The organism is Microbacterium sp. AG1240, assembly GCF_003635115.1.
GTDB lineage: Bacteria > Actinomycetota > Actinomycetes > Actinomycetales > Microbacteriaceae > Microbacterium.
This window is the reverse complement of the sequence record NZ_RBXJ01000002.1, coordinates 373,674-390,545: the sequence shown is the minus strand read 5'-3', so window position 1 is coordinate 390,545 and position 16,872 is coordinate 373,674. Positions and strand designations below refer to the sequence as shown.

The window sequence follows — 16,872 nt, the reverse complement described above, 5'->3', positions numbered from 1 at the left end:
AAAGTACTGGTAGCCATAATTGGGTATCTCTACTTTCCAGTCAAGGAGGCCGTCCTGAGAATCTCGCAACTCGCGGCGCAGAGCGGCGTCCCCGTCGGGACGATCAAGTACTACCTGCGCGAAGGCCTCCTGCACGACGGCACCCTGACCGCAGCGACTCAGGCCTCCTACGACGACAGCCACCTCGAGCGGCTCTCGCTGATCCGCGCGCTCGTCGGCCCCGCGGGGCTGTCGATCTCGGCGACCCGCAAGGTGTTCGAGACGCTCGATGATCGCGGCACTCCCCTGTTCGAGCTGCTCGGGCAGGTGCATCACACGACAGGGCCACCGGTCGCCTACGACCAAGACCTCCGCGCCGCCCAAGCGCTTCTCGACAGGTGGGGCTGGCGATGCGAGACCGACGACCTCCCCACCGTGGGCGCTCTCGCCCGCGCCCTCGACGGACTCGCCGCGGCGGGGTTCGAGCTGACCCCCGAGCAGCTCGACGACTACGCCTCCCGCGTGCTCGGTATCGCGACGGAAGAAGTCGACCGCATTCCGGTGGACTCAGCCGAGGCCGCCGCGCGCTACGTGGCACTCGGCACGGTGCTGGTGGAGCCGCTGATCCTCGCCCTGCGCCGACTCGGCCACCAGCACGCGTCGCTCGAACGATTCGGGGGCACCACCCCGTCGTGACGCACCCGGGTCGATCCGCTCAACACTGCTCGTGGGCCCCCACGTGCGTCATCGGAAATCACGCGATGCATGCGACACCCCGACACGGAGATCTTCGAACCGATCGGCCAGCAGGTTCGTCACTCCCTCGACTGAACGCTCCAGCACTCCGCGCACGATCAGAGCGGGCGACTCGCGGGCGACCCGTCGATAGCGGTTCCACACCCCGACCGAGCAGATCACGTTCACGAGGCCGTGTTCGTCTTCAAGGTTGAGGAAGGTGATGCCGGATGCTGTGGCCGGCCTCTGCCGGTGCGTGACGAGTCCTGCGACCTCGATTCTTCTGCCCGACTCGTGGGTGCGCATCTCGCGGGAGGTGAGCACGCCGCGCGCATCGAGCTGTGAGCGGTAATGGGTGAGCGGGTGATCGGAGGTCGAGACGCCGGTCGCCCACAGATCGGCGGCGAGCACCTCGTAGCTGGTCTGGTCGGTGAACAGGGGCGGCTGCACCGAGGTGAGGGAATCAGGGAGGTACTCCACCCGGTCTTCGGCGGCGGATCCGGCAAGCCAGATCGCCTCGCGGCGACTGAGCCCCAGGCACTCGAACGCCCCCGCCGTGGCGAAGGATTCGAGCTGCGCGGCGGTGACGCCGACCCGCCTCACGAGATCGCGCATGTCGCGGTAATCACCGCCGCTGTCGCGCTCGGCGACGATGCGCTGGGCGAGCTTCTCGCCAATGCCGTGGACGCCGGCGAGCCCCAGCCTGACCGCGAACCCGCCGTCGCGCCGGTGCGCGTCGGACTCGTCGGGCTCGGCCGGGTCGAAATCGCCCACGTCGGGCTGCTCGCGGTGCGCGCAGGCGTCGAGCCCGGTGGGCGCCGACGGCGCCGTGCCCGACAGTGCTTCGAGCGTGGCCTCCGCCCGCGACCGCAGGAGATCGGGCCGACGCACCTCCACCCCGTGCCGACGGGCGTCGGCGGTGAGGGTCGCCGGCGAGTAGAAGCCCATCGGCTGCGCCCGTAGGAGCCCCGCGAGGAACGCCCCGGGATAGTGCAGCTTGATCCACGAGCTCGCGTAGACGAGAAGCCCGAACGACAGCGAGTGCGACTCGGCGAACCCGAAGTTCGCGAACGCCTGGATCTTGGCGTAGAGGTCGTCGGCGACCTGACCGACGAGGCCGTTCTCTTTCATGCCCTCGTAGAGCTTCGTGCGCAGCTTGTCGATCTTCTCGAGCCCCCGCTTGGAGCCCATGGCCCGTCGCAGCAGATCGGCGTCTTCCCCGCTGCAGTTGCCGACCGCGACAGCCATCTGCATGAGCTGCTCCTGGAACACCGGCACGCCATAGGTGCGCTCCAGCACGGGCCGCAGCTTCTCGTGCACGTAGGTGACCTTCTCCTGGCCGAGCTTGCGCCGCACGAACGGATGCACCGCGCCGCCCTGGATCGGCCCCGGGCGGATTAGAGCGATTTGCACCACCAGGTCGTAGAACTCCCGGGGCTGCAGACGTGGGAGAAGACCCATCTGCGCGCGAGACTCGACCTGGAACACCCCGATCGAATCCGCCCGACAGAGCATGTCATAGACCGCCTTCTCCTCCTTCGGCAGGGTCGAGAGCTCCCACTCCTCACCGGTGGCGTCGCGGATGAGATCGAAGCAGTACTGCAGGGCGGCCAGCATCCCGAGGCCCAGCAGGTCGAACTTCACCAGCCCCATCCAGGCGGCGTCGTCTTTGTCCCACTGGATGACCGTGCGGTTCTCCATGCGGGCATGCTCGATCGGCACGACCTCGCCCACCGGGCGGTCGGTGAGCACCATGCCCCCGGAATGGATGCCGAGGTGGCGGGGGGCTTTGAGCAATTCGGCGGCGAACTCGATCACCTGATCGGGGATGTCATGATCGGCCCCCGTCTCGAGCACCGCCCCCCACCGCTCGACCTGCTTCGACCAGGCATCCTGCTGGCCGGGTGAATGACCGAGGGCCTTCGCCATGTCGCGCACGGCGTTCTTCGGCCGGTATTGGATGACGTTGGCCACCTGAGCCGCCCGATCGCGGCCGTACTCCCCGTACACCCACTGGATGATCTCCTCACGGCGATCGGAGTCGAAGTCGACATCGATGTCGGGCTCTTCGTCGCGAAGGCTCGAGAGGAACCTCTCGAACGGCAACTTGTAGGCGATCGAGTCGACGGCCGTGATGTCGAGCAGGTAGCAGACGGCGCTGTTGGCGGCCGAGCCGCGCCCCTGACACAGGATGCCGCGGCGTCGCGCTTCTTGCACGATGCCCCACACGATGAGGAAGTACCCGGGGAAGTCCTTCATCTCGATGACGCCGAGTTCGCGCTCGATGCGCTCCCGGTCTTCGGATCTCAGATTCGGATACTTGCGCGGCACCGCCTCCCAGACGAGGTGACGCAGGTACGACATCGGGGTGTGCCCCTCCGGCACCTTCTGCTTCGGCAGGGCGGGTTTGGCCCGGCGGAGCGGGAAGGCGAGCTCGTCGGCGAGCGAGACGGTGCGGGAGACCGCGCCGGGATACCGGGCGAACCGCCGCGTCATCTCGGCCCCCGACCGCAGGTGCGCCCCCGCGTGAGCAGGGAGCCATCCGTCGAGCTCGTCGAGCCCCCGCCCCGCCCGCACCGCGGCGACGGCCGCGGCGAGCAGTTCTCGACGCGGAACGGCGTAGTGCACGTTGTTGGTGGCGAGGATCGGCAGCCCGCGCTCTGCGGCGAGGCCGGCGAGCACGTCGTTCGTGCGGCTGTCGAGAGGGTCGCCGTGGTTCATCAGCTCGACGTGCACGGCGTCGCGGCCGAAGAGCGCGATCAGACGGTCGAGTTCGGTCGCCGCAGCATCCGGCCCCGACTGCGCAAGCGCACGGCGCACGGCGCCCTTGCGGCACCCGGTGAGCACCGCCCACTGCGGGTCGCCCGGGCCGCCCGATCGTTCGCCGAGCTCATCGAGGTCGTATACCGGGCGCCCCTTCTCGGCGCCGCGCAGCTGCGCGGAGGTGAGAGCGGCGGCGAGGCGGTGGTAGCCCTCTTCGCCGCGCGCGAGCACCAACAGATGGGAGCCCGCGGGATCGGGCTCGCCGTTCTGCGGCTGGGGCAGCTCGAGCGAGAGCTCGGCCCCGAACACCGTCTTCACCTGCAGGTGCTCGGCGGCCTCGGCGAACCGCACGATGCCGTAGAAGCCGTCGTGATCGCTGATCGCGAGGGCGTGGAGCCCGAGCCGCTCGGCCTCTTCGGCCAGCTCTTCGGGCGACGACGCCCCGTCGAGGAAGGAGTAGGAGGAATGCGCGTGCAACTCGGCGTAGGGCACCGACTGCGCGGGCCGCTCGATCTCGGGCGTGACGTAGGCGCCGCGCTTGTGCGACCACGCCGGGCTGTCTCCGCCGTCGGCGCCCGCGGGCGTCTCGCGAGGGCGCCGGGCATCGCTGAGCGCGCGCTCGAGCTCCGACCACGGCACGGGGGGATTGTGCCAACCCATCAGCGGGGTCTCCTGCCGTCAGTCATAGCGACCCTCGGCTCTCCACTCGCCGGCTTCGCAGATCAGCAGCCACGCCGCTCCCTCGGCGTCGACGATCTGGAACCGATGGGCGAACCGCGCGCGCAGCGGATCCCACCCCCGCTCGCTGATCGGCCACGGCCCCGCCCACGCCTCGATACGGCGGCGGCGGCCTGCGGCGTCGAGGTGGGCCGGAGGCGCGCTCAGCACCTCGCGCTCCCCCACCGACACCGCCGCACCCGCGATGTCGGTCACCTCGACCAGTCGCGGCTCGGGGAACACCGTCGCCGGCAGCGGGTCGGGGAGGCTCCCCGGCCACGGCCGGGCACGCTCCTTCGTGGTGACGGCCCGGTCACCCCAGGGCACGGGCACCTGCCGCTCGGCCAGCCAGCGCCCGCCACCGATGACCGGTGTGACGACGCTCCGATGCCCCAGCATCGCCTGCACGCGCGACAGGGCATGGTGCACGCGTTCGTCGGTGCCCGCCCCGAAGAGACCCTTGGCGTGATGGGAGGCGGCGTCGACCGCCTCGGGAGAGATGCGCACCCCGGCGACGCCCATGCGGAAGACGTCTTTGCCCCCTTCCGCGAGCTGCCATCGCACCCGGTCGACCACGGCCGAAGCATCGAACGATCCCGGGTGCAGCCACACCCGCTCGCTGCGTTCCCCGCGATCGCCGATGAGCTCGACCCGCAGCTCGGTGCAGACCAGGTCGAGCGCGCCCAGACCCGTCACGAACGCGTCGGCCGCCATTCGCATACCGAACGCGATCTGGTCGGCGAGCTCGAGCGGAGGCTCGAAGGCGACCTCGCGATGCAGCTCGGGAGGGGGCGTGCGCGGCTGCACCGGCCGCGAATCGCCGCCCGCCGCGAGCGCGTGGGAGCGCACCCCCGGCTCGCCGAAGCGCTCCCGCACCCGATCGACCTCCATCTCGGCGAAGGCGCCGAGGGTGTGCACGCCGAGACGGGCAAGGAGCCCGGCGAACTCCCCCACGGCGTTCGACGGCGCGATCGAGGCATCGAGCACCGTGACCGGCAGCGGCGACAGGAACGCCCCGGCCTCCCCGGCGGGCACCACGCGCACCGGCGCCTCCACGCGGGTGGCCCGCGCGGCCTGTTCGGCCGTGAACGGACCGTCGGCCACACCCGCCCGCACCCCCGTGATCCCCTGTTCCTCGAGGGTCGCGAGCATCACGTGCGCGGCCTCCGCCTCGCCGCCGTAGTAGCGCGCGGGGCCTCGGGCGCGCAGCGCGCAGAGCCCGGCGCGCACGATCTGCACCCCCGGGGCGATCTGCTCGATGCGCGCCACCACGGGCGAGAAGACACGGTGGTCTCGCGTCTCGTCGGCCGCGATCACCACCAGTCGGGGGCAGGCCGCTTGGGCGTCGCGTCGGCGCTGCCCCCGCCGCACGCCCTGTTCACGCGCCGACGCCGAGCACGCGACGACGAGATTGCGCTCGAACACGGCGATCGGCGCCCCCGCTCTCGCTGCGGCCGACGTGGTCGCCTCGCGTAGGTACGCGGTGACCGGCCAATCGGGAAACCAGAGCACGAGGCTTCGGGTGGGCTCGTGCATCAGCCGGCCGCCGCCGTCTCGTAGGCATCGGGAACGGCCCGCAGACGAGGCGGCGCCACGGCCTGCTCGAGAAGGCTCACCGTTCCGTCTGCGGCGGGCAGCAGCATCCGTGCGCGTCGGGCCCCCGGCGAGCGCCGATGCGTCACCGTGACCGTGAGCTCTCGCCCCGAGAGATAGCCGTGCCCATCGCCGAGGCCCGCCCACCGCGGGTCGGCGACGTCGATCGTGGCCTCGGCCTGCGGCCACGCACCCTGGACGAGCAGCACGGTTCCCCGATCGCGCAGACGCGCCGCCAGCCGGGCGACCTCTTTCTCGGACACCCTCGACGGCGGACGCACGGCGACCACGGGCAGCACCTCGGCGATCGTCGCGGTGACCGCCAGCCACCGGGGCCCGGGGTCGGGCACGAACACCAGCCGGTCGAGGTCGAGACCGTACCGCTCTGCCGCCTCGGCACCGAGCTCGGGCATGCCGATGGCGCCGCACCATGCGCCGTCTTGCGAGGGTCGCGCCATGAGAGCGAGCAGCAGCGACGCCGACGGGCTGAGCGCATAGGCCGAGCCGGGGCGCAGCCCGCCGCCCGGAAGCAGCGACGTGAAGGCCGGATGCGTCGGCAGCACGGGCGCGTCGAGACGACGCCCCTGCATCCGTTCGAGCTGCGCGCGCAGCTCGTGGATGTCGCTCACCGCCTCGGCGCTTCTCGCCATCGTCGCCCTCATCGGATCAGGCTAGAACTTATGTTCTAGCGAATCAAGATGAGTCGAGACTATGCACGGCCTCCGACATCGAGAATCGGGCGATATCCGTCAGATATGTTCGATACTCCGCACCACGTCGGCCGTCGCGGCGATCTTCGCGAATCCGCCGCCCTGCAGCACCAGAGCCGTCGCCGCCATCAGTTCGTCGGCCGATCTCTCCACACGGCCGAGCCCCGGCACGTCGGTGGCGAGGTCGAACGTGCGCGTGGCATCGAGGGCGACCGTGACGTCATAGCCGAGGTTGCCCGCCATCCGCGCCGTCGTCTCCACGCACATGTTGGTCTGGATGCCGCAGATCACCAGGGAACGGATGCTGCGCTCCTGCAACCATGCGTGCAGATCGGGTTCTCCGTAGAACGCCGAGTTGACGTCCTTCGTCACCAGCAGCGAAGCGGTCGCCTCGGCCACCGGATCGATCAGCGCGTTGCCCGCAGCATCCGGATGCAGCGGCGAACCCGGCGACCGCGATTCGTGACGAACGACCACGACCGGCTCACCGGCGCCCTGCCACGCCGCGACGAGGGCGGTGACGTTGCGTTCGCAGTCGGGGTTGGTCGTCGCACCCCAGAACTCGAGGTCGTCGAATCCGCGTTGCATGTCGATGACGAGAAGTGCCTGCACCATGCCCCCACTCCACCACAGGTCGACGACACCCGGCCGTTCTGAGCCGAACCCGCACGAATTCGCCGAACCCGCACGGTATTGACCGCAACGGCATGGCCGTTCGGCGAGACCACACGGTCTCGACGACGGGAGACAGCGCTAGGCCGCGAGGGCGAGGTAGGGCTCCCAGCGCGGGTCGGCGCGCTCGGTGCCGCGCACGGTCCACTGTCCACCACGGGGGGCCTGCGGCACGAGGCGCAGCTCCCAGTGCATCTCCTGGGGCGTGCGGTCGCTCTTGATGTTGTTGCAGCGCAGGCAGCAGGCCACGAGGTTCTCCCATGTGTCCTTGCCACCGCGCGACCGCGGCATCACGTGGTCGATCGTCGAGGCCGCCTTGCCGCAGTAGGCGCAGCGGTGCGCGTCACGACGCAGCACTCCGCGCCGGGTGACCGGCACCCGACGCGCGCCCGGCACTCGCACATAGCGCGAGAGCACGATCACCGCCGGGCGATCCCAGTGACCGGTGCTCCCCCACACCGGTTCGCCTTCGACGTGTTCGACCACGGTGGCCTTATCGCTCATGACGAGCACCAGGGCTCGTTTGAACGACACCACCGCGAGCGGTTCGTAGCCCGCGTTGAGTACCAGAGTGCGCATGTCGGCATCCTCTCGAACGGTCCGGGACGGCTTCCCGGGTTATTCGACCTGCGACGCGTCGATCTGCGGAGGGTATGAAAAAAGCGCTGTCTTACAGACAGCGCCAGGCGGCCGCGGTTTCACCGCAGCATCCGATCACACGATGCCGAAGGACGAGCAGACCGAGCGCATCCATGGTTCGGATACGTGGTGTCGCGCCCATCGGCTTCCTCCGCTTCTCTCTACGTCGAGGAAAGGGTAACCCACCGCGACACGCCCGAGGGTCGCCGAAAGGGGAAACAAAAAGCGGCGTGTCGGAGAACGAATGCTCCGACACGCCGCTTCGACGTTGTTGCGGGACTCAGCCGGCGTTCTGCTCGAGCCAGGCCCACGGGTCGACGACCGCGTTGTTGATGTGCACCTCGAAGTGGAGGTGGCACGCGGTGGAGCTGCCGGTGCTGCCGACGACGCCGATCAGCTGGCCGGCTTCGACCGTCTGCCCCGACTGCACCTGGCGGCTGCCGTAGGTCATGTGGCCGTAGAGCGTGCTCACGCGCTGGCCGTTGATCACGTGGTCGATCGTGACGGCGACGCCGTAGCCGCCGAAGCTCTCCTGCGAGACGCGCACGACACCGGCTGCTGCGGCGAAGAGCGGGGTACCGCACGAGGCGAGGAGGTCGACGCCCTGGTGGTAGCCCGAGTCCCAGAGGCCGCGGCCCTTGGTGAAGCCCTGGATCGGCCAGCGCACCTCGCCCGAACCCGGGGCGGTCATCGACAGGTCGATCGGGGTGGAGTTCGTGGAGTTCGCCGACGACGAGGTCGACGTGGTGCGCGCGGCGGCGGCGACCTGACGGGCGCGCTCGGCAGCGGCCTCGGCGGCCTTCTTCTTGTCGATCTCTTCCGACGTCGTCGCGGAGTAGCTGCTGCGGTCGAGCTGCGCGACCGTGGCGTCAGAGGCGACGACGAGCGACTGCGCATCGGCGGCGGCGGCCTGCTGCAGGGTCTTCGTCTCGGCCTCGGGGCGGAACGCGGCGTAGGCGGGCAACGCGACGGTGGCGATCAGACCGACGACCATCGTGAAGATGACGGCGCTGCGCACCGGACGCGAGCCCGAACGGGGGCGAGCGGATGCGGCGACCGGAGCGGATGCTGCGACGGTGCGCGCGACGGGTCGGGCGGCGCGTGAACGAGGGGTGCGTCGTTCACGGTTCCTGCGAGTGAGATCGGTCGCGGTCTGCTCGGGTGCAGATGCGTCCGAATCGGTTGGTTCAGCCAAACTTTTCCTCCGGCGCCTCTGCGTGGAACGCTGACTCGTCGACACTCGGTGTGGGGCACGATGTGCGGGCTTCACCCTCTGCGGACGACGAGCCGATGAGGCAATCTGCGAGGGGTCCGTTGGCGGGCTTCTCGCCTGTGGACTGGGGCCACGCTACCCGAAGGTAACGAATAAGTCACGCTGAGCCGGAACACCAGTGGATAACCCCGTACCCCCGGCGCCCCGGGAGGGTCAGCGGGCGTCGACGAGGAAGATGTGCGAGGCGACCTCGACGGGCAGTTCGAGCCCCTCGTCGCTGCCGTCCATCTCGACGAGCACGTATCCCTCGTTGAAGCGGTAGCTGCCCGTCGCGCCGGGCATCACTCCGGCCTCCTTGAGCTGCTGCAGCAGTTCGGGATCGACCTGGGCGGGCTCCGCGAGACGACGCACGGTGCCGGTGATCGGAGCGCCCTCGTCGGTCAGTTTGCGCACGAGACCGACGACGCCCTGCTCGAAGGTGTTGGCGGGGTGATCGCCGAGCTGGTCGAGTCCGGGGATGGGGTTTCCGTAGGGCGACTCGGTCGGGTGCCCGAGCAGTTCGACGAGGCGTCGCTCGACCTGCTCGCTCATCACGTGCTCCCACCGGCATGCCTCTTCGTGCACGTAGGCCCAGTCGAGTCCGATCACGTCGCTGAGCAGGCGCTCGGCGAGGCGGTGCTTGCGCATGACGTCGACGGCCTTCTGGCGCCCGGCGTCGGTCAGTTCGAGGCGTCGGTCTTCGGAGACGACGACGAGTCCGTCGCGCTCCATACGACCGACGGTCTGCGAGACCGTGGGGCCGGAGTGACCGAGTCGCTCCGAGATGCGCGCACGCAGCGGAACGATGTTCTCCTCCTCGAGCTCGAGGATCGTGCGGAGATACATCTCGGTGGTGTCGATGAGATCTGTCATGGGGTCCTCAGGCGTGCGAAGGGAGTCGCTCCAGCCTATCCGCTGCCCCGTGCCCCCGGCCGGGGCGGCCGAGCGGCTGCTCGGGCGGACCCTAGAATCGACGCATGTCGCACGTGGAACTGCCGAAGGACCTCCTGCCCACCGACGGTCGATTCGGCTGCGGGCCGTCGAAGATCCGCGGGGCCCAGCTCGAAGCCCTCGTCACCCGCGGCGCGGGGATCCTCGGCACCTCGCACCGCCAGGCCCCCGTGAAGAACCTCGTCGGCAGCGTGCGCGCGCAGCTGGCGGAGCTCTTCCGCCTGCCCGACGGCTACGAGATCATCGTCGGCAACGGCGGGTCGACCGCGTTCTGGGACGCCGCCGCCTTCGGACTGATCGAGAACCGCAGCCAGAACCTGGTCTTCGGAGAGTTCGGCGGCAAGTTCGCCGCCGCCGCTGCCGCGCCGTGGCTGCAGGCGCCCGACGTGCGAAAGGCCGAGCCCGGGTCGCGCACCACCGCCGAGCCGGTCGACGGCGTCGACGTCTACGCCTGGCCGCACAACGAGACCTCGACGGGCGTCGCGGCGACGATCACCCGCGTCGAGGCCGATCCGGGCGCCCTGACCGTCATCGATGCGACAAGCGCCGCGGGCGGCATCGACTTCGACGTCACTCAGGCCGACGTCTACTACTTCGCTCCGCAGAAGAACCTCGGCTCCGACGGCGGACTCTGGTTCGCCGCGGTCTCACCCGCGGCCATCGAGCGCATCGAGCGGATCGCCGCATCCGACCGCTACATCCCCGAGTTCCTCAGCCTCAAGAACGCCCTCGACAACTCCCGGCTGCAGCAGACGCTCAACACCCCCGCCGTCACGACCCTGCTGCTTCTCGACGAGCAGCTCTCGTGGATCGCGGGCAACGGCGGGCTGGCGTGGGCGGATGCGCGCACGCGCGAGTCGTCGGGCGCGCTGTACGAGTGGGCCGAGGCGTCGAGCATCGCGACGCCGTTCGTGGCCGAGCCGGCCGACCGGTCGCCCGTCGTGGTCACCATCGACTTCGACGCGAACGTCAATGCCGCCGCGGTGGCCCAGAGCCTGCGCGCCAACGGCATCGTCGACACCGAGCCCTACCGCAAGCTCGGGCGCAACCAGCTGCGCGTCGCGACCTTCGTCTCGATCGAGCCCGACGACGTGCGCCAGCTCATCCGCTCGATCGACTACACGATCGAGCGCCTCTGACCGACGCCGGAACGAGAATCGGCGCGGCGCACGGGATTCCGTGCGCCGCGCCGATTCTCATTTCTGGTCCTGATCGTGCAGGACGGATGCTGCGGAGCGACTACCGCTCGTCGGACGCGGGCTCCGACCGGTCGAAGTACTCTTCGTCCTCGTCGGGGTCCTCCCCGTCGGAGTCGTCGTCCTGCGCCGTGGCGTCGTCGAGCTCGTCGATCTCGACACCGTCGATGTCGCCGCCGTGGGTGCGGCTCACGCCCTCGTCGTCGTCATCATCGTCTTCTTCGTCGTCTTCGAACTCGTCGTCGGACTCGTCATCATCGTCGTCCGACTCGGATGCTTCGGCGAGCGCCGTCTGCGCGGCCTGGTAGTCGGCGAGACGCTCGGCCCACGGCACCCAGTCGGGGGCGAGGAGCGCACCGTCGCCGGGCAGCAGCTCGACCTCGAGCACGGTGGGGGCTTCGCCCTCGACGCGAGCGAGCGACACGGTCCAGAACCAGCCCGGGTATCCGGGGAGGGTCGTGGCGAAGCGCAGAGAGACGACGCCGTCGTCTTCGAGCGTGTACCCGGCGGGGGCGCCGATCGAGGAGACGGGCGTCACCTCCGCGAGTGCGGCGATCGCGAGGTCGTGCGCCGCCAGCAGCTCGGCGTCGGCCGGCTCAGGCTTCGAAGTCATCGGCTACCTTGCGCAGGACCGCGGCGATCTTCTTGGAGTGCGAACCGCTCGGGTAGCGGCCCCGGCGGAGGTCGCCGCCGATGCCGTCGAGCAGCTTCACGAGGTCTTCGACGATGATCGCCATGTCGTCCGCGGGCTTGCGCGCACGCTTCGCGAGGCTGGGGGGCGCGTCGAGCACGCGCACCGAGAGGGCCTGGAGGCCGCGCTTGCCGTCGGCGACGCCGAACTCGAGTCGTGCGCCGGCCTTGAGGGCAGGGGTGCCTTCGGGCAGCGCCGTGGCGTGGAGGAAGACGTCCTGGCCGTCATCGGTGGTGATGAAGCCGAACCCCTTCTCCTCGTCGTAGAACCTGACTTTGCCGGTGGGCATGGCACAACCTCGCTGGGAGAACGGGAGTCCGTGCGTGCACGGACTCTGGAGTCGGGGCAGGCGAGCCCCTCCTCCAGCCTACGACACGCCCGGCAGGCGCTAGGCTGAGCGAGATGAGTCCCACAGCCCGCGAAGACATGCCGGTCCGCCGCATCGACCGCATCCTCGCGTTCATGTCGATCGGTCTCCTGGTGCTCTCCGTCGGTTGCTTCTTCGCGGTGCTCATCTCCCGCCCCGCCGGCGTCACCAACTATTCCGAGGGCCTGTGGCCCGCGGTGATCCTGCTCCCGAGCTTCGGGCTCCCCCTCGCCTTCGCGCTGATCGTCGCTGTGCTGGTGATGAGCTTCGTCAGAAGGGCTCGGGCCAACAAGGGTCGCTGAGCATGCCTCCCGCCTCCGATCAACGCGCGCTCGCGTCCACTCTCGCCGAGCGCGACGACGCGGAGCTCGCGACGCTGCTCTCCGTACGAGGCGTCTCTGCCACGGCAACGTGGCGTGATCTCTACGACGCCGCCGAGGCGTTCCTCGAACCCGGCGCCGTCAGCCGCGCCCTCGACGCGCTCCCGTCCGCCGCAGCCGTCGCCCTCGCCGAGGCCGTGACCACGCAGGCCGCCGTCGCCGCCCCCGCGCGCGCCGACCTCGCCGCGCGCGCGCTCGCGACGATCGACGGCGACGTGTTCCAGGCCGTGGGCGACGTCGTGCGCGAGCGCCTCCCCCTCATCGAACCCACCGAGGCCGTGCGGCCCGACTCGACCCCCGACGACGACGCCGCCGCCGCGGAACGGGCGTTCACCTCCGCCGCATCCCTCGCCGATCTGCTGCTGCTGTGCCTCGAGGCTCCCCTGGGGCGCATCGGGTCGGGCACTCTCGGCGCGGTAGATCGACGCCGTCTCGTGGAGGCGGGGGCCATCACCCAGGCCGAAGACGCCGACCCCCTGGTCGAGGTCGCCGACGCGGGCGGCCTCATCGTCGGACGCGAGCGCACCTGGCTGGTGACGCGCTCCGGACGGGAATGGCTGCACGCGACGACCGCCTCCCGCTGGGAGACGCTGGCCCTCCGACTGCGCGATGCGCTGCCCGAAGCCCTCCGCTCGCCGACCGGCGGCTGGATCCCCGCGGTCGAATGGCCCTCCGCCTACCCGTTCCAGCGGTCGTGGCCGGCCGTGGCCGAGCAGTGGCGACGCCGCTGGGTCGCCTGGGGCCTGTTCACCCCGGCCGGCGCCGAGCCGAGCTGGGTCGCCCCGCTCGCCCGCGGCGAGGGTGTCGACGCCGACGTCTGGGCACGGATGCTGCCGACCGAGGTCGACCGGCTGTACCTGCAGAACGACCTCACCGCCATCGCCCCCGGTCCGTTGGCCCCCGAGCTCGACGTGCGCCTGCGCACGATGGCCAACCGCGAGTCGCGCGCCCAGGCGACGACCTACCGCTTCACCGCGACGACCATCGGCGCGGCGATCACGGCCGGCGAGACCGCGGAGTCGCTGCGCGACTTTCTCGAGACGGTGTCTCTGACGGGGCTCCCGCAGCCTCTCGCGTACGTCATCGAGAGCACGGCCGCCCGCCACGGTCTCATCCGCGTCGAGCGCGACGAAGCATCCGCGCTCACCCGTGTCGTGAGCGAAGATCCGGCGACGATCGCGACGATCGCCGTCGACCAGGCGCTGCGCTCGCTCGGCCTCGTGCGCGAGGGCGACGACCTCATCTCGCGGGTCCCCGCCGACAGCGTCTACTGGGCCCTGGCCGACGCCCGCTACCCGGTGATCGCCGTCGACGGCGCAGGGTCGACGCGCACCCTCGACCGCTCACGGATCGCCGACGACCCCTCCCCCGCATCGACGACCGACAAATACGCGGCCCTCCTGCTGCGCCTGCGGTCGGGCGGCTCGGACGGCGACGCCGCGTGGCTCGAGCGCGAACTCGATCACGCGGTGCGCGCCCGCGCCGTCGTCGACGTCGTCGTGAGCCTCCCCGACTCCAGCACGCGCACCTTCCGCCTTGAGGCCACCGGGCTCGGCGGTGGCCGCCTGCGCGGACGCGACCGCGGCGCCGACGTCGAGCGCACGCTGCCCCTGCGCAGCATCGTGAGCGTGCACCCCGTCGCGTGAACGGGCGACCGCACCGCCTCGACGACCTGCCCGCACGGTAGAATCGGTCCTTATGGCTGACGGCCCCCTCATCGTCCAGAGCGACCGCACGGTGCTTCTCGAAGTGGCGCACCCCGACGCTGAGAGCGCCCGGCACGAGCTGGCGGTCTTCGCCGAGCTCGAGCGTGCTCCCGAGCACATCCACACCTACCGCATCACCCGCCTCGGGCTGTGGAACGCCCGCGCCGCCGGGCACACCGCCGAAGACATGCTCGACACCCTGAGCCGCTGGACGCGCTTCCCCGTGCCCGCCTCGGTGACGATCGACATCAGCGAGACCGTGAACCGCTACGGGCGCCTCGTCATCGAACGAGACGCCGAGGGCGCGCTCGTGCTGAGGTCGACGGATGCTGCGGTGCTGGCCGAGGTCGCCCGCAACAAGCGCATCCAGCCGCTCCTCATCGGTCGCCCCTCCCCCGACTCGTTCGCGGTGGACGCGTGGGCGCGCGGTCACATCAAGCAGGAGCTGCTGAAGATCGGCTGGCCCGCCGAAGACCTTGCCGGCTACACCCCCGGAACCCCGCACGAGATCGACCTGGCCGAGGACGGCTGGACGCTCCGCCCCTACCAGCGGCAGGCGGTCGACACCTTCACCGAGGGCGGGTCGGGCGTCGTGGTTCTCCCCTGCGGCGCGGGCAAGACCCTCGTCGGGGCGGCCGCCATGGCCGACACGAAGACCACCACGCTGATCCTCGTGACGAACACCGTCAGCGCCCGGCAGTGGCGCGACGAGCTGCTGCGGCGCACGTCGCTCACCCCGGAGGAGATCGGGGAGTATTCGGGGCAGGCGAAGGAGATCAAGCCGGTCACCATCGCCACCTACCAGATTCTCACCGCCAAGCGCGGCGGCCAGTACGCCCACCTCGCTCTCCTCGACGCCCTCGACTGGGGCCTGGTGGTCTACGACGAGGTGCACCTGCTGCCCGCACCGGTGTTCAAGCTGACCGCCGATCTGCAGGCACGGCGTCGGCTGGGACTCACGGCCACGCTCGTCCGCGAGGACGGGCGGGAGGGCGACGTCTTCAGCCTCATCGGCCCGAAGCGGTTCGACGCGCCGTGGAAGGAGATCGAGGCCCAGGGCTTCATCTCTCCGGCCGCCTGCTACGAGGTGCGCGTAGACCTCCCCGACGGCGACCGCATGGAGTACGCGGCGGCCGCCGACGAAGACCGCTACCGCATCGCGGCCACCGCGCCCGCGAAGATCGACGTGGTGCGCGGACTCGTCGAGCGCCACTCCGGCGAGCGCATCCTCGTGATCGGCCAGTACCTCGACCAGATCGACCTGCTCTCCGAGTCGCTGGGGGCCCCGAAGATCACCGGTGCGACCCCGATCCCCGAGCGCGAGGAGCTCTTCCAGGCGTTCCGCGTCGGCGAGATCTCGGTGCTCGTCGTGTCGAAGGTCGCGAACTTCTCGATCGACCTGCCCGAAGCATCCGTCGCCATCCAGGTCTCCGGATCGTTCGGGTCGCGCCAGGAGGAGGCCCAGCGCCTCGGGCGCCTGCTGCGCCCCAAGAAATCGGGCAACACGGCCAGCTTCTACACCCTGATCGCCCGCGACACGGTCGACCAGGACTTCGCCCAGAACCGGCAGCGCTTCCTCGCCGAGCAGGGCTACGCGTACACGATCCTCGACGCCGACGGCATCCTCGCGCCCGCCGCGTAGCCGCCGATCCGTTCGATATCAGCCCATCCATCATCGACTTCGCGATAATGAGGCCATGAACGCACCGCGCATCCTCGTCGTGGACGACGAACCCAACATCCGCGACCTGCTCATCACGAGTCTGCGTTTCGCCGGATTCCAGGTCCGGGCCGTGGCCAACGGCGCACAGACCATCTCGGCCGTACTCGAAGAGGAACCCGACCTCATCGTGCTCGACGTGATGCTGCCCGACATGAACGGGTTCAGCGTCACCAAGCGCCTCCGCGGCGCGGGATACACCGCGCCCATCCTCTTCCTCACGGCGAAGGACGAGACCGAGGACAAGATCACGGGTCTGAACTCCGGCGGCGACGACTACGTCACGAAGCCCTTCAGCCTCGACGAGATCGTCGCCCGCATCCAGGCGATCCTCCGCCGCACGATGCAGGCCGACGAGGAGTCGGTGATCCGTGCGGGCGAGCTCACCATGGACCAGGACACCCACGACGTCACCATCGGCGACGTCTCGATCGACCTGAGCCCCACCGAGTTCAAGCTGCTGCGCTACCTCATGCTCAATCCGAACCGGGTGCTGTCGAAGGCGCAGATCCTCGACCACGTCTGGGAGTACGACTTCAATGGCGACGCGGGAATCGTGGAGAGCTACATCTCCTACCTGCGGCGCAAGATCGACCCGCACTCCACCGAGCCGCTCATCCAGACCAAGCGCGGCTTCGGGTACATGCTCAAGGCGGGCAAGACCGTCTGACCCACCGCAGAGCCGTGAGGCACGATCGGGGGTCATCCTGAGCGACACACACGACGCCGTCACCCATTGGTGGCGCGGCCTCAGCCTGCGCGCGAAGGTCACCGGGGTCACGGTGGCCCTGCTCGCCATCG

15 protein-coding genes and 1 pseudogene are annotated in these 16,872 nt (G+C 70.1%); 7 read left to right on the top strand and 9 right to left on the bottom strand.

Going from position 1 to position 16,872, the window contains the following annotated elements; genetic code table 11:
- Positions 1-6: 6 nt before the first annotated feature.
- Both DEU34_RS16460 and DEU34_RS10425 read left to right on the top strand, forming a co-directional pair.
- Positions 7-249 (top strand): annotated as a pseudogene (locus DEU34_RS16460) (MerR family transcriptional regulator); the annotation flags it as partial.
- Positions 250-252: 3 nt separating this feature from the next.
- Entirely contained in the window at positions 253-675 is a 423-nt protein-coding gene (locus DEU34_RS10425) for a hypothetical protein (RefSeq protein WP_259460115.1), read from the top strand.
- 48 nt (positions 676-723) lie between these two features.
- On the opposite strand, the gene DEU34_RS10420 is transcribed toward DEU34_RS10425, so the two are convergent.
- The 7 genes from DEU34_RS10420 to DEU34_RS10390 all read right to left on the bottom strand — a co-directional run bounded on the left by DEU34_RS10420 (position 724) and on the right by DEU34_RS10390 (position 9,933).
- The gene (locus DEU34_RS10420; protein ID WP_121150100.1) at positions 724-4,137 is read right to left on the bottom strand and encodes an error-prone DNA polymerase; all 3,414 of its coding nucleotides are present in this window, start codon (positions 4,135-4,137) and stop codon (positions 724-726) included.
- 18 nt (positions 4,138-4,155) lie between these two features.
- Positions 4,156-5,730, bottom strand: a complete 1,575-nt coding sequence (locus tag DEU34_RS10415) for a DNA polymerase Y family protein (RefSeq protein WP_121150099.1) — start codon at positions 5,728-5,730, stop codon at positions 4,156-4,158.
- Positions 5,730-6,449, bottom strand: a complete 720-nt coding sequence (locus tag DEU34_RS10410; RefSeq protein WP_259460114.1) for a hypothetical protein — start codon at positions 6,447-6,449, stop codon at positions 5,730-5,732. The genes DEU34_RS10415 and DEU34_RS10410 overlap by 1 nt, the downstream gene beginning before the upstream one ends.
- A gap of 87 nt (positions 6,450-6,536) precedes the next feature.
- Positions 6,537-7,112, bottom strand: coding sequence for a cysteine hydrolase family protein (locus DEU34_RS10405; protein WP_121150097.1), 576 nt, complete (start codon positions 7,110-7,112; stop codon positions 6,537-6,539).
- A 138-nt stretch (positions 7,113-7,250) separates the two neighbouring features.
- Complete coding sequence (locus tag DEU34_RS10400) at positions 7,251-7,748, bottom strand: HNH endonuclease (RefSeq protein ID WP_116647571.1); 498 nt, start codon at positions 7,746-7,748, stop codon at positions 7,251-7,253.
- A gap of 340 nt (positions 7,749-8,088) precedes the next feature.
- The gene (locus DEU34_RS10395; RefSeq protein ID WP_259460113.1) at positions 8,089-9,003 is read right to left on the bottom strand and encodes a M23 family metallopeptidase; all 915 of its coding nucleotides are present in this window, start codon (positions 9,001-9,003) and stop codon (positions 8,089-8,091) included.
- A gap of 231 nt (positions 9,004-9,234) precedes the next feature.
- Positions 9,235-9,933: a metal-dependent transcriptional regulator gene (locus DEU34_RS10390; protein ID WP_121150096.1), complete on the bottom strand. Its 699-nt coding sequence runs from the start codon at positions 9,931-9,933 to the stop codon at positions 9,235-9,237.
- Positions 9,934-10,037: 104 nt separating this feature from the next.
- Here DEU34_RS10390 and serC point away from each other — a divergent pair, with 104 nt between their 5' ends.
- Positions 10,038-11,150, top strand: coding sequence for a phosphoserine transaminase (serC, locus tag DEU34_RS10385; protein ID WP_121150095.1), 1,113 nt, complete (start codon positions 10,038-10,040; stop codon positions 11,148-11,150).
- Positions 11,151-11,250: 100 nt separating this feature from the next.
- Here serC and DEU34_RS10380 read toward each other — a convergent pair whose 3' ends face one another.
- Positions 11,251-11,820 carry a DUF3027 domain-containing protein gene (locus DEU34_RS10380; RefSeq protein WP_121150094.1) on the bottom strand — a complete coding sequence of 190 codons (570 nt, stop codon included), beginning with the start codon at positions 11,818-11,820 and terminating at the stop codon, positions 11,251-11,253.
- Positions 11,804-12,187 carry a cold-shock protein gene (locus DEU34_RS10375; protein WP_121150093.1) on the bottom strand — a complete coding sequence of 128 codons (384 nt, stop codon included), beginning with the start codon at positions 12,185-12,187 and terminating at the stop codon, positions 11,804-11,806. Before DEU34_RS10375 ends, DEU34_RS10380 begins: the two co-directional genes overlap by 17 nt.
- 113 nt (positions 12,188-12,300) lie before the next feature.
- Between DEU34_RS10375 and DEU34_RS10370 the strand changes: the two genes are divergently transcribed.
- From DEU34_RS10370 to DEU34_RS10355, 4 genes are read left to right on the top strand one after another with little or no spacing between them, the layout of a single operon-like run.
- The gene (locus DEU34_RS10370) at positions 12,301-12,567 is read left to right on the top strand and encodes a multidrug ABC transporter ATPase (protein ID WP_121150092.1); all 267 of its coding nucleotides are present in this window, start codon (positions 12,301-12,303) and stop codon (positions 12,565-12,567) included.
- A 2-nt stretch (positions 12,568-12,569) separates the two neighbouring features.
- The gene (locus DEU34_RS10365) at positions 12,570-14,291 is read left to right on the top strand and encodes a helicase-associated domain-containing protein (RefSeq protein WP_121150091.1); all 1,722 of its coding nucleotides are present in this window, start codon (positions 12,570-12,572) and stop codon (positions 14,289-14,291) included.
- A gap of 52 nt (positions 14,292-14,343) precedes the next feature.
- The gene (locus DEU34_RS10360) at positions 14,344-15,993 is read left to right on the top strand and encodes a DNA repair helicase XPB (RefSeq protein ID WP_116647582.1); all 1,650 of its coding nucleotides are present in this window, start codon (positions 14,344-14,346) and stop codon (positions 15,991-15,993) included.
- Positions 15,994-16,048: 55 nt separating this feature from the next.
- Positions 16,049-16,741 (top strand): response regulator transcription factor, encoded by a 693-nt coding sequence (locus DEU34_RS10355; RefSeq protein ID WP_121150090.1) that lies wholly within the window; start codon positions 16,049-16,051, stop codon positions 16,739-16,741.
- The last annotated feature ends 131 nt before the right edge of the window (positions 16,742-16,872 follow it).

What these genes read in the sequence shown, in the direction of transcription:
- DEU34_RS10415 (WP_121150099.1), bottom strand. Translation starts at nt 5,730, where the DNA reads ATGCACGAGCCCACCCGAAGCCTCGTGCTCTGGTTTCCCGATTGGCCG.
- DEU34_RS10355 (WP_121150090.1), top strand. Translation starts at nt 16,049, where the DNA reads ATGAACGCACCGCGCATCCTCGTCGTGGACGACGAACCCAACATCCGC.
- DEU34_RS10390 (WP_121150096.1), bottom strand. Translation starts at nt 9,933, where the DNA reads ATGACAGATCTCATCGACACCACCGAGATGTATCTCCGCACGATCCTC.
- DEU34_RS10375 (WP_121150093.1), bottom strand. Translation starts at nt 12,187, where the DNA reads ATGCCCACCGGCAAAGTCAGGTTCTACGACGAGGAGAAGGGGTTCGGC.
- DEU34_RS10370 (WP_121150092.1), top strand. Translation starts at nt 12,301, where the DNA reads ATGAGTCCCACAGCCCGCGAAGACATGCCGGTCCGCCGCATCGACCGC.
- DEU34_RS10365 (WP_121150091.1), top strand. Translation starts at nt 12,570, where the DNA reads ATGCCTCCCGCCTCCGATCAACGCGCGCTCGCGTCCACTCTCGCCGAG.
- DEU34_RS10400 (WP_116647571.1), bottom strand. Translation starts at nt 7,748, where the DNA reads ATGCGCACTCTGGTACTCAACGCGGGCTACGAACCGCTCGCGGTGGTG.
- DEU34_RS10410 (WP_259460114.1), bottom strand. Translation starts at nt 6,449, where the DNA reads ATGAGGGCGACGATGGCGAGAAGCGCCGAGGCGGTGAGCGACATCCAC.
- DEU34_RS10420 (WP_121150100.1), bottom strand. Translation starts at nt 4,137, where the DNA reads ATGGGTTGGCACAATCCCCCCGTGCCGTGGTCGGAGCTCGAGCGCGCG.
- serC (WP_121150095.1), top strand. Translation starts at nt 10,038, where the DNA reads ATGTCGCACGTGGAACTGCCGAAGGACCTCCTGCCCACCGACGGTCGA.
- DEU34_RS10380 (WP_121150094.1), bottom strand. Translation starts at nt 11,820, where the DNA reads ATGACTTCGAAGCCTGAGCCGGCCGACGCCGAGCTGCTGGCGGCGCAC.
- DEU34_RS10405 (WP_121150097.1), bottom strand. Translation starts at nt 7,112, where the DNA reads ATGGTGCAGGCACTTCTCGTCATCGACATGCAACGCGGATTCGACGAC.
- DEU34_RS10360 (WP_116647582.1), top strand. Translation starts at nt 14,344, where the DNA reads ATGGCTGACGGCCCCCTCATCGTCCAGAGCGACCGCACGGTGCTTCTC.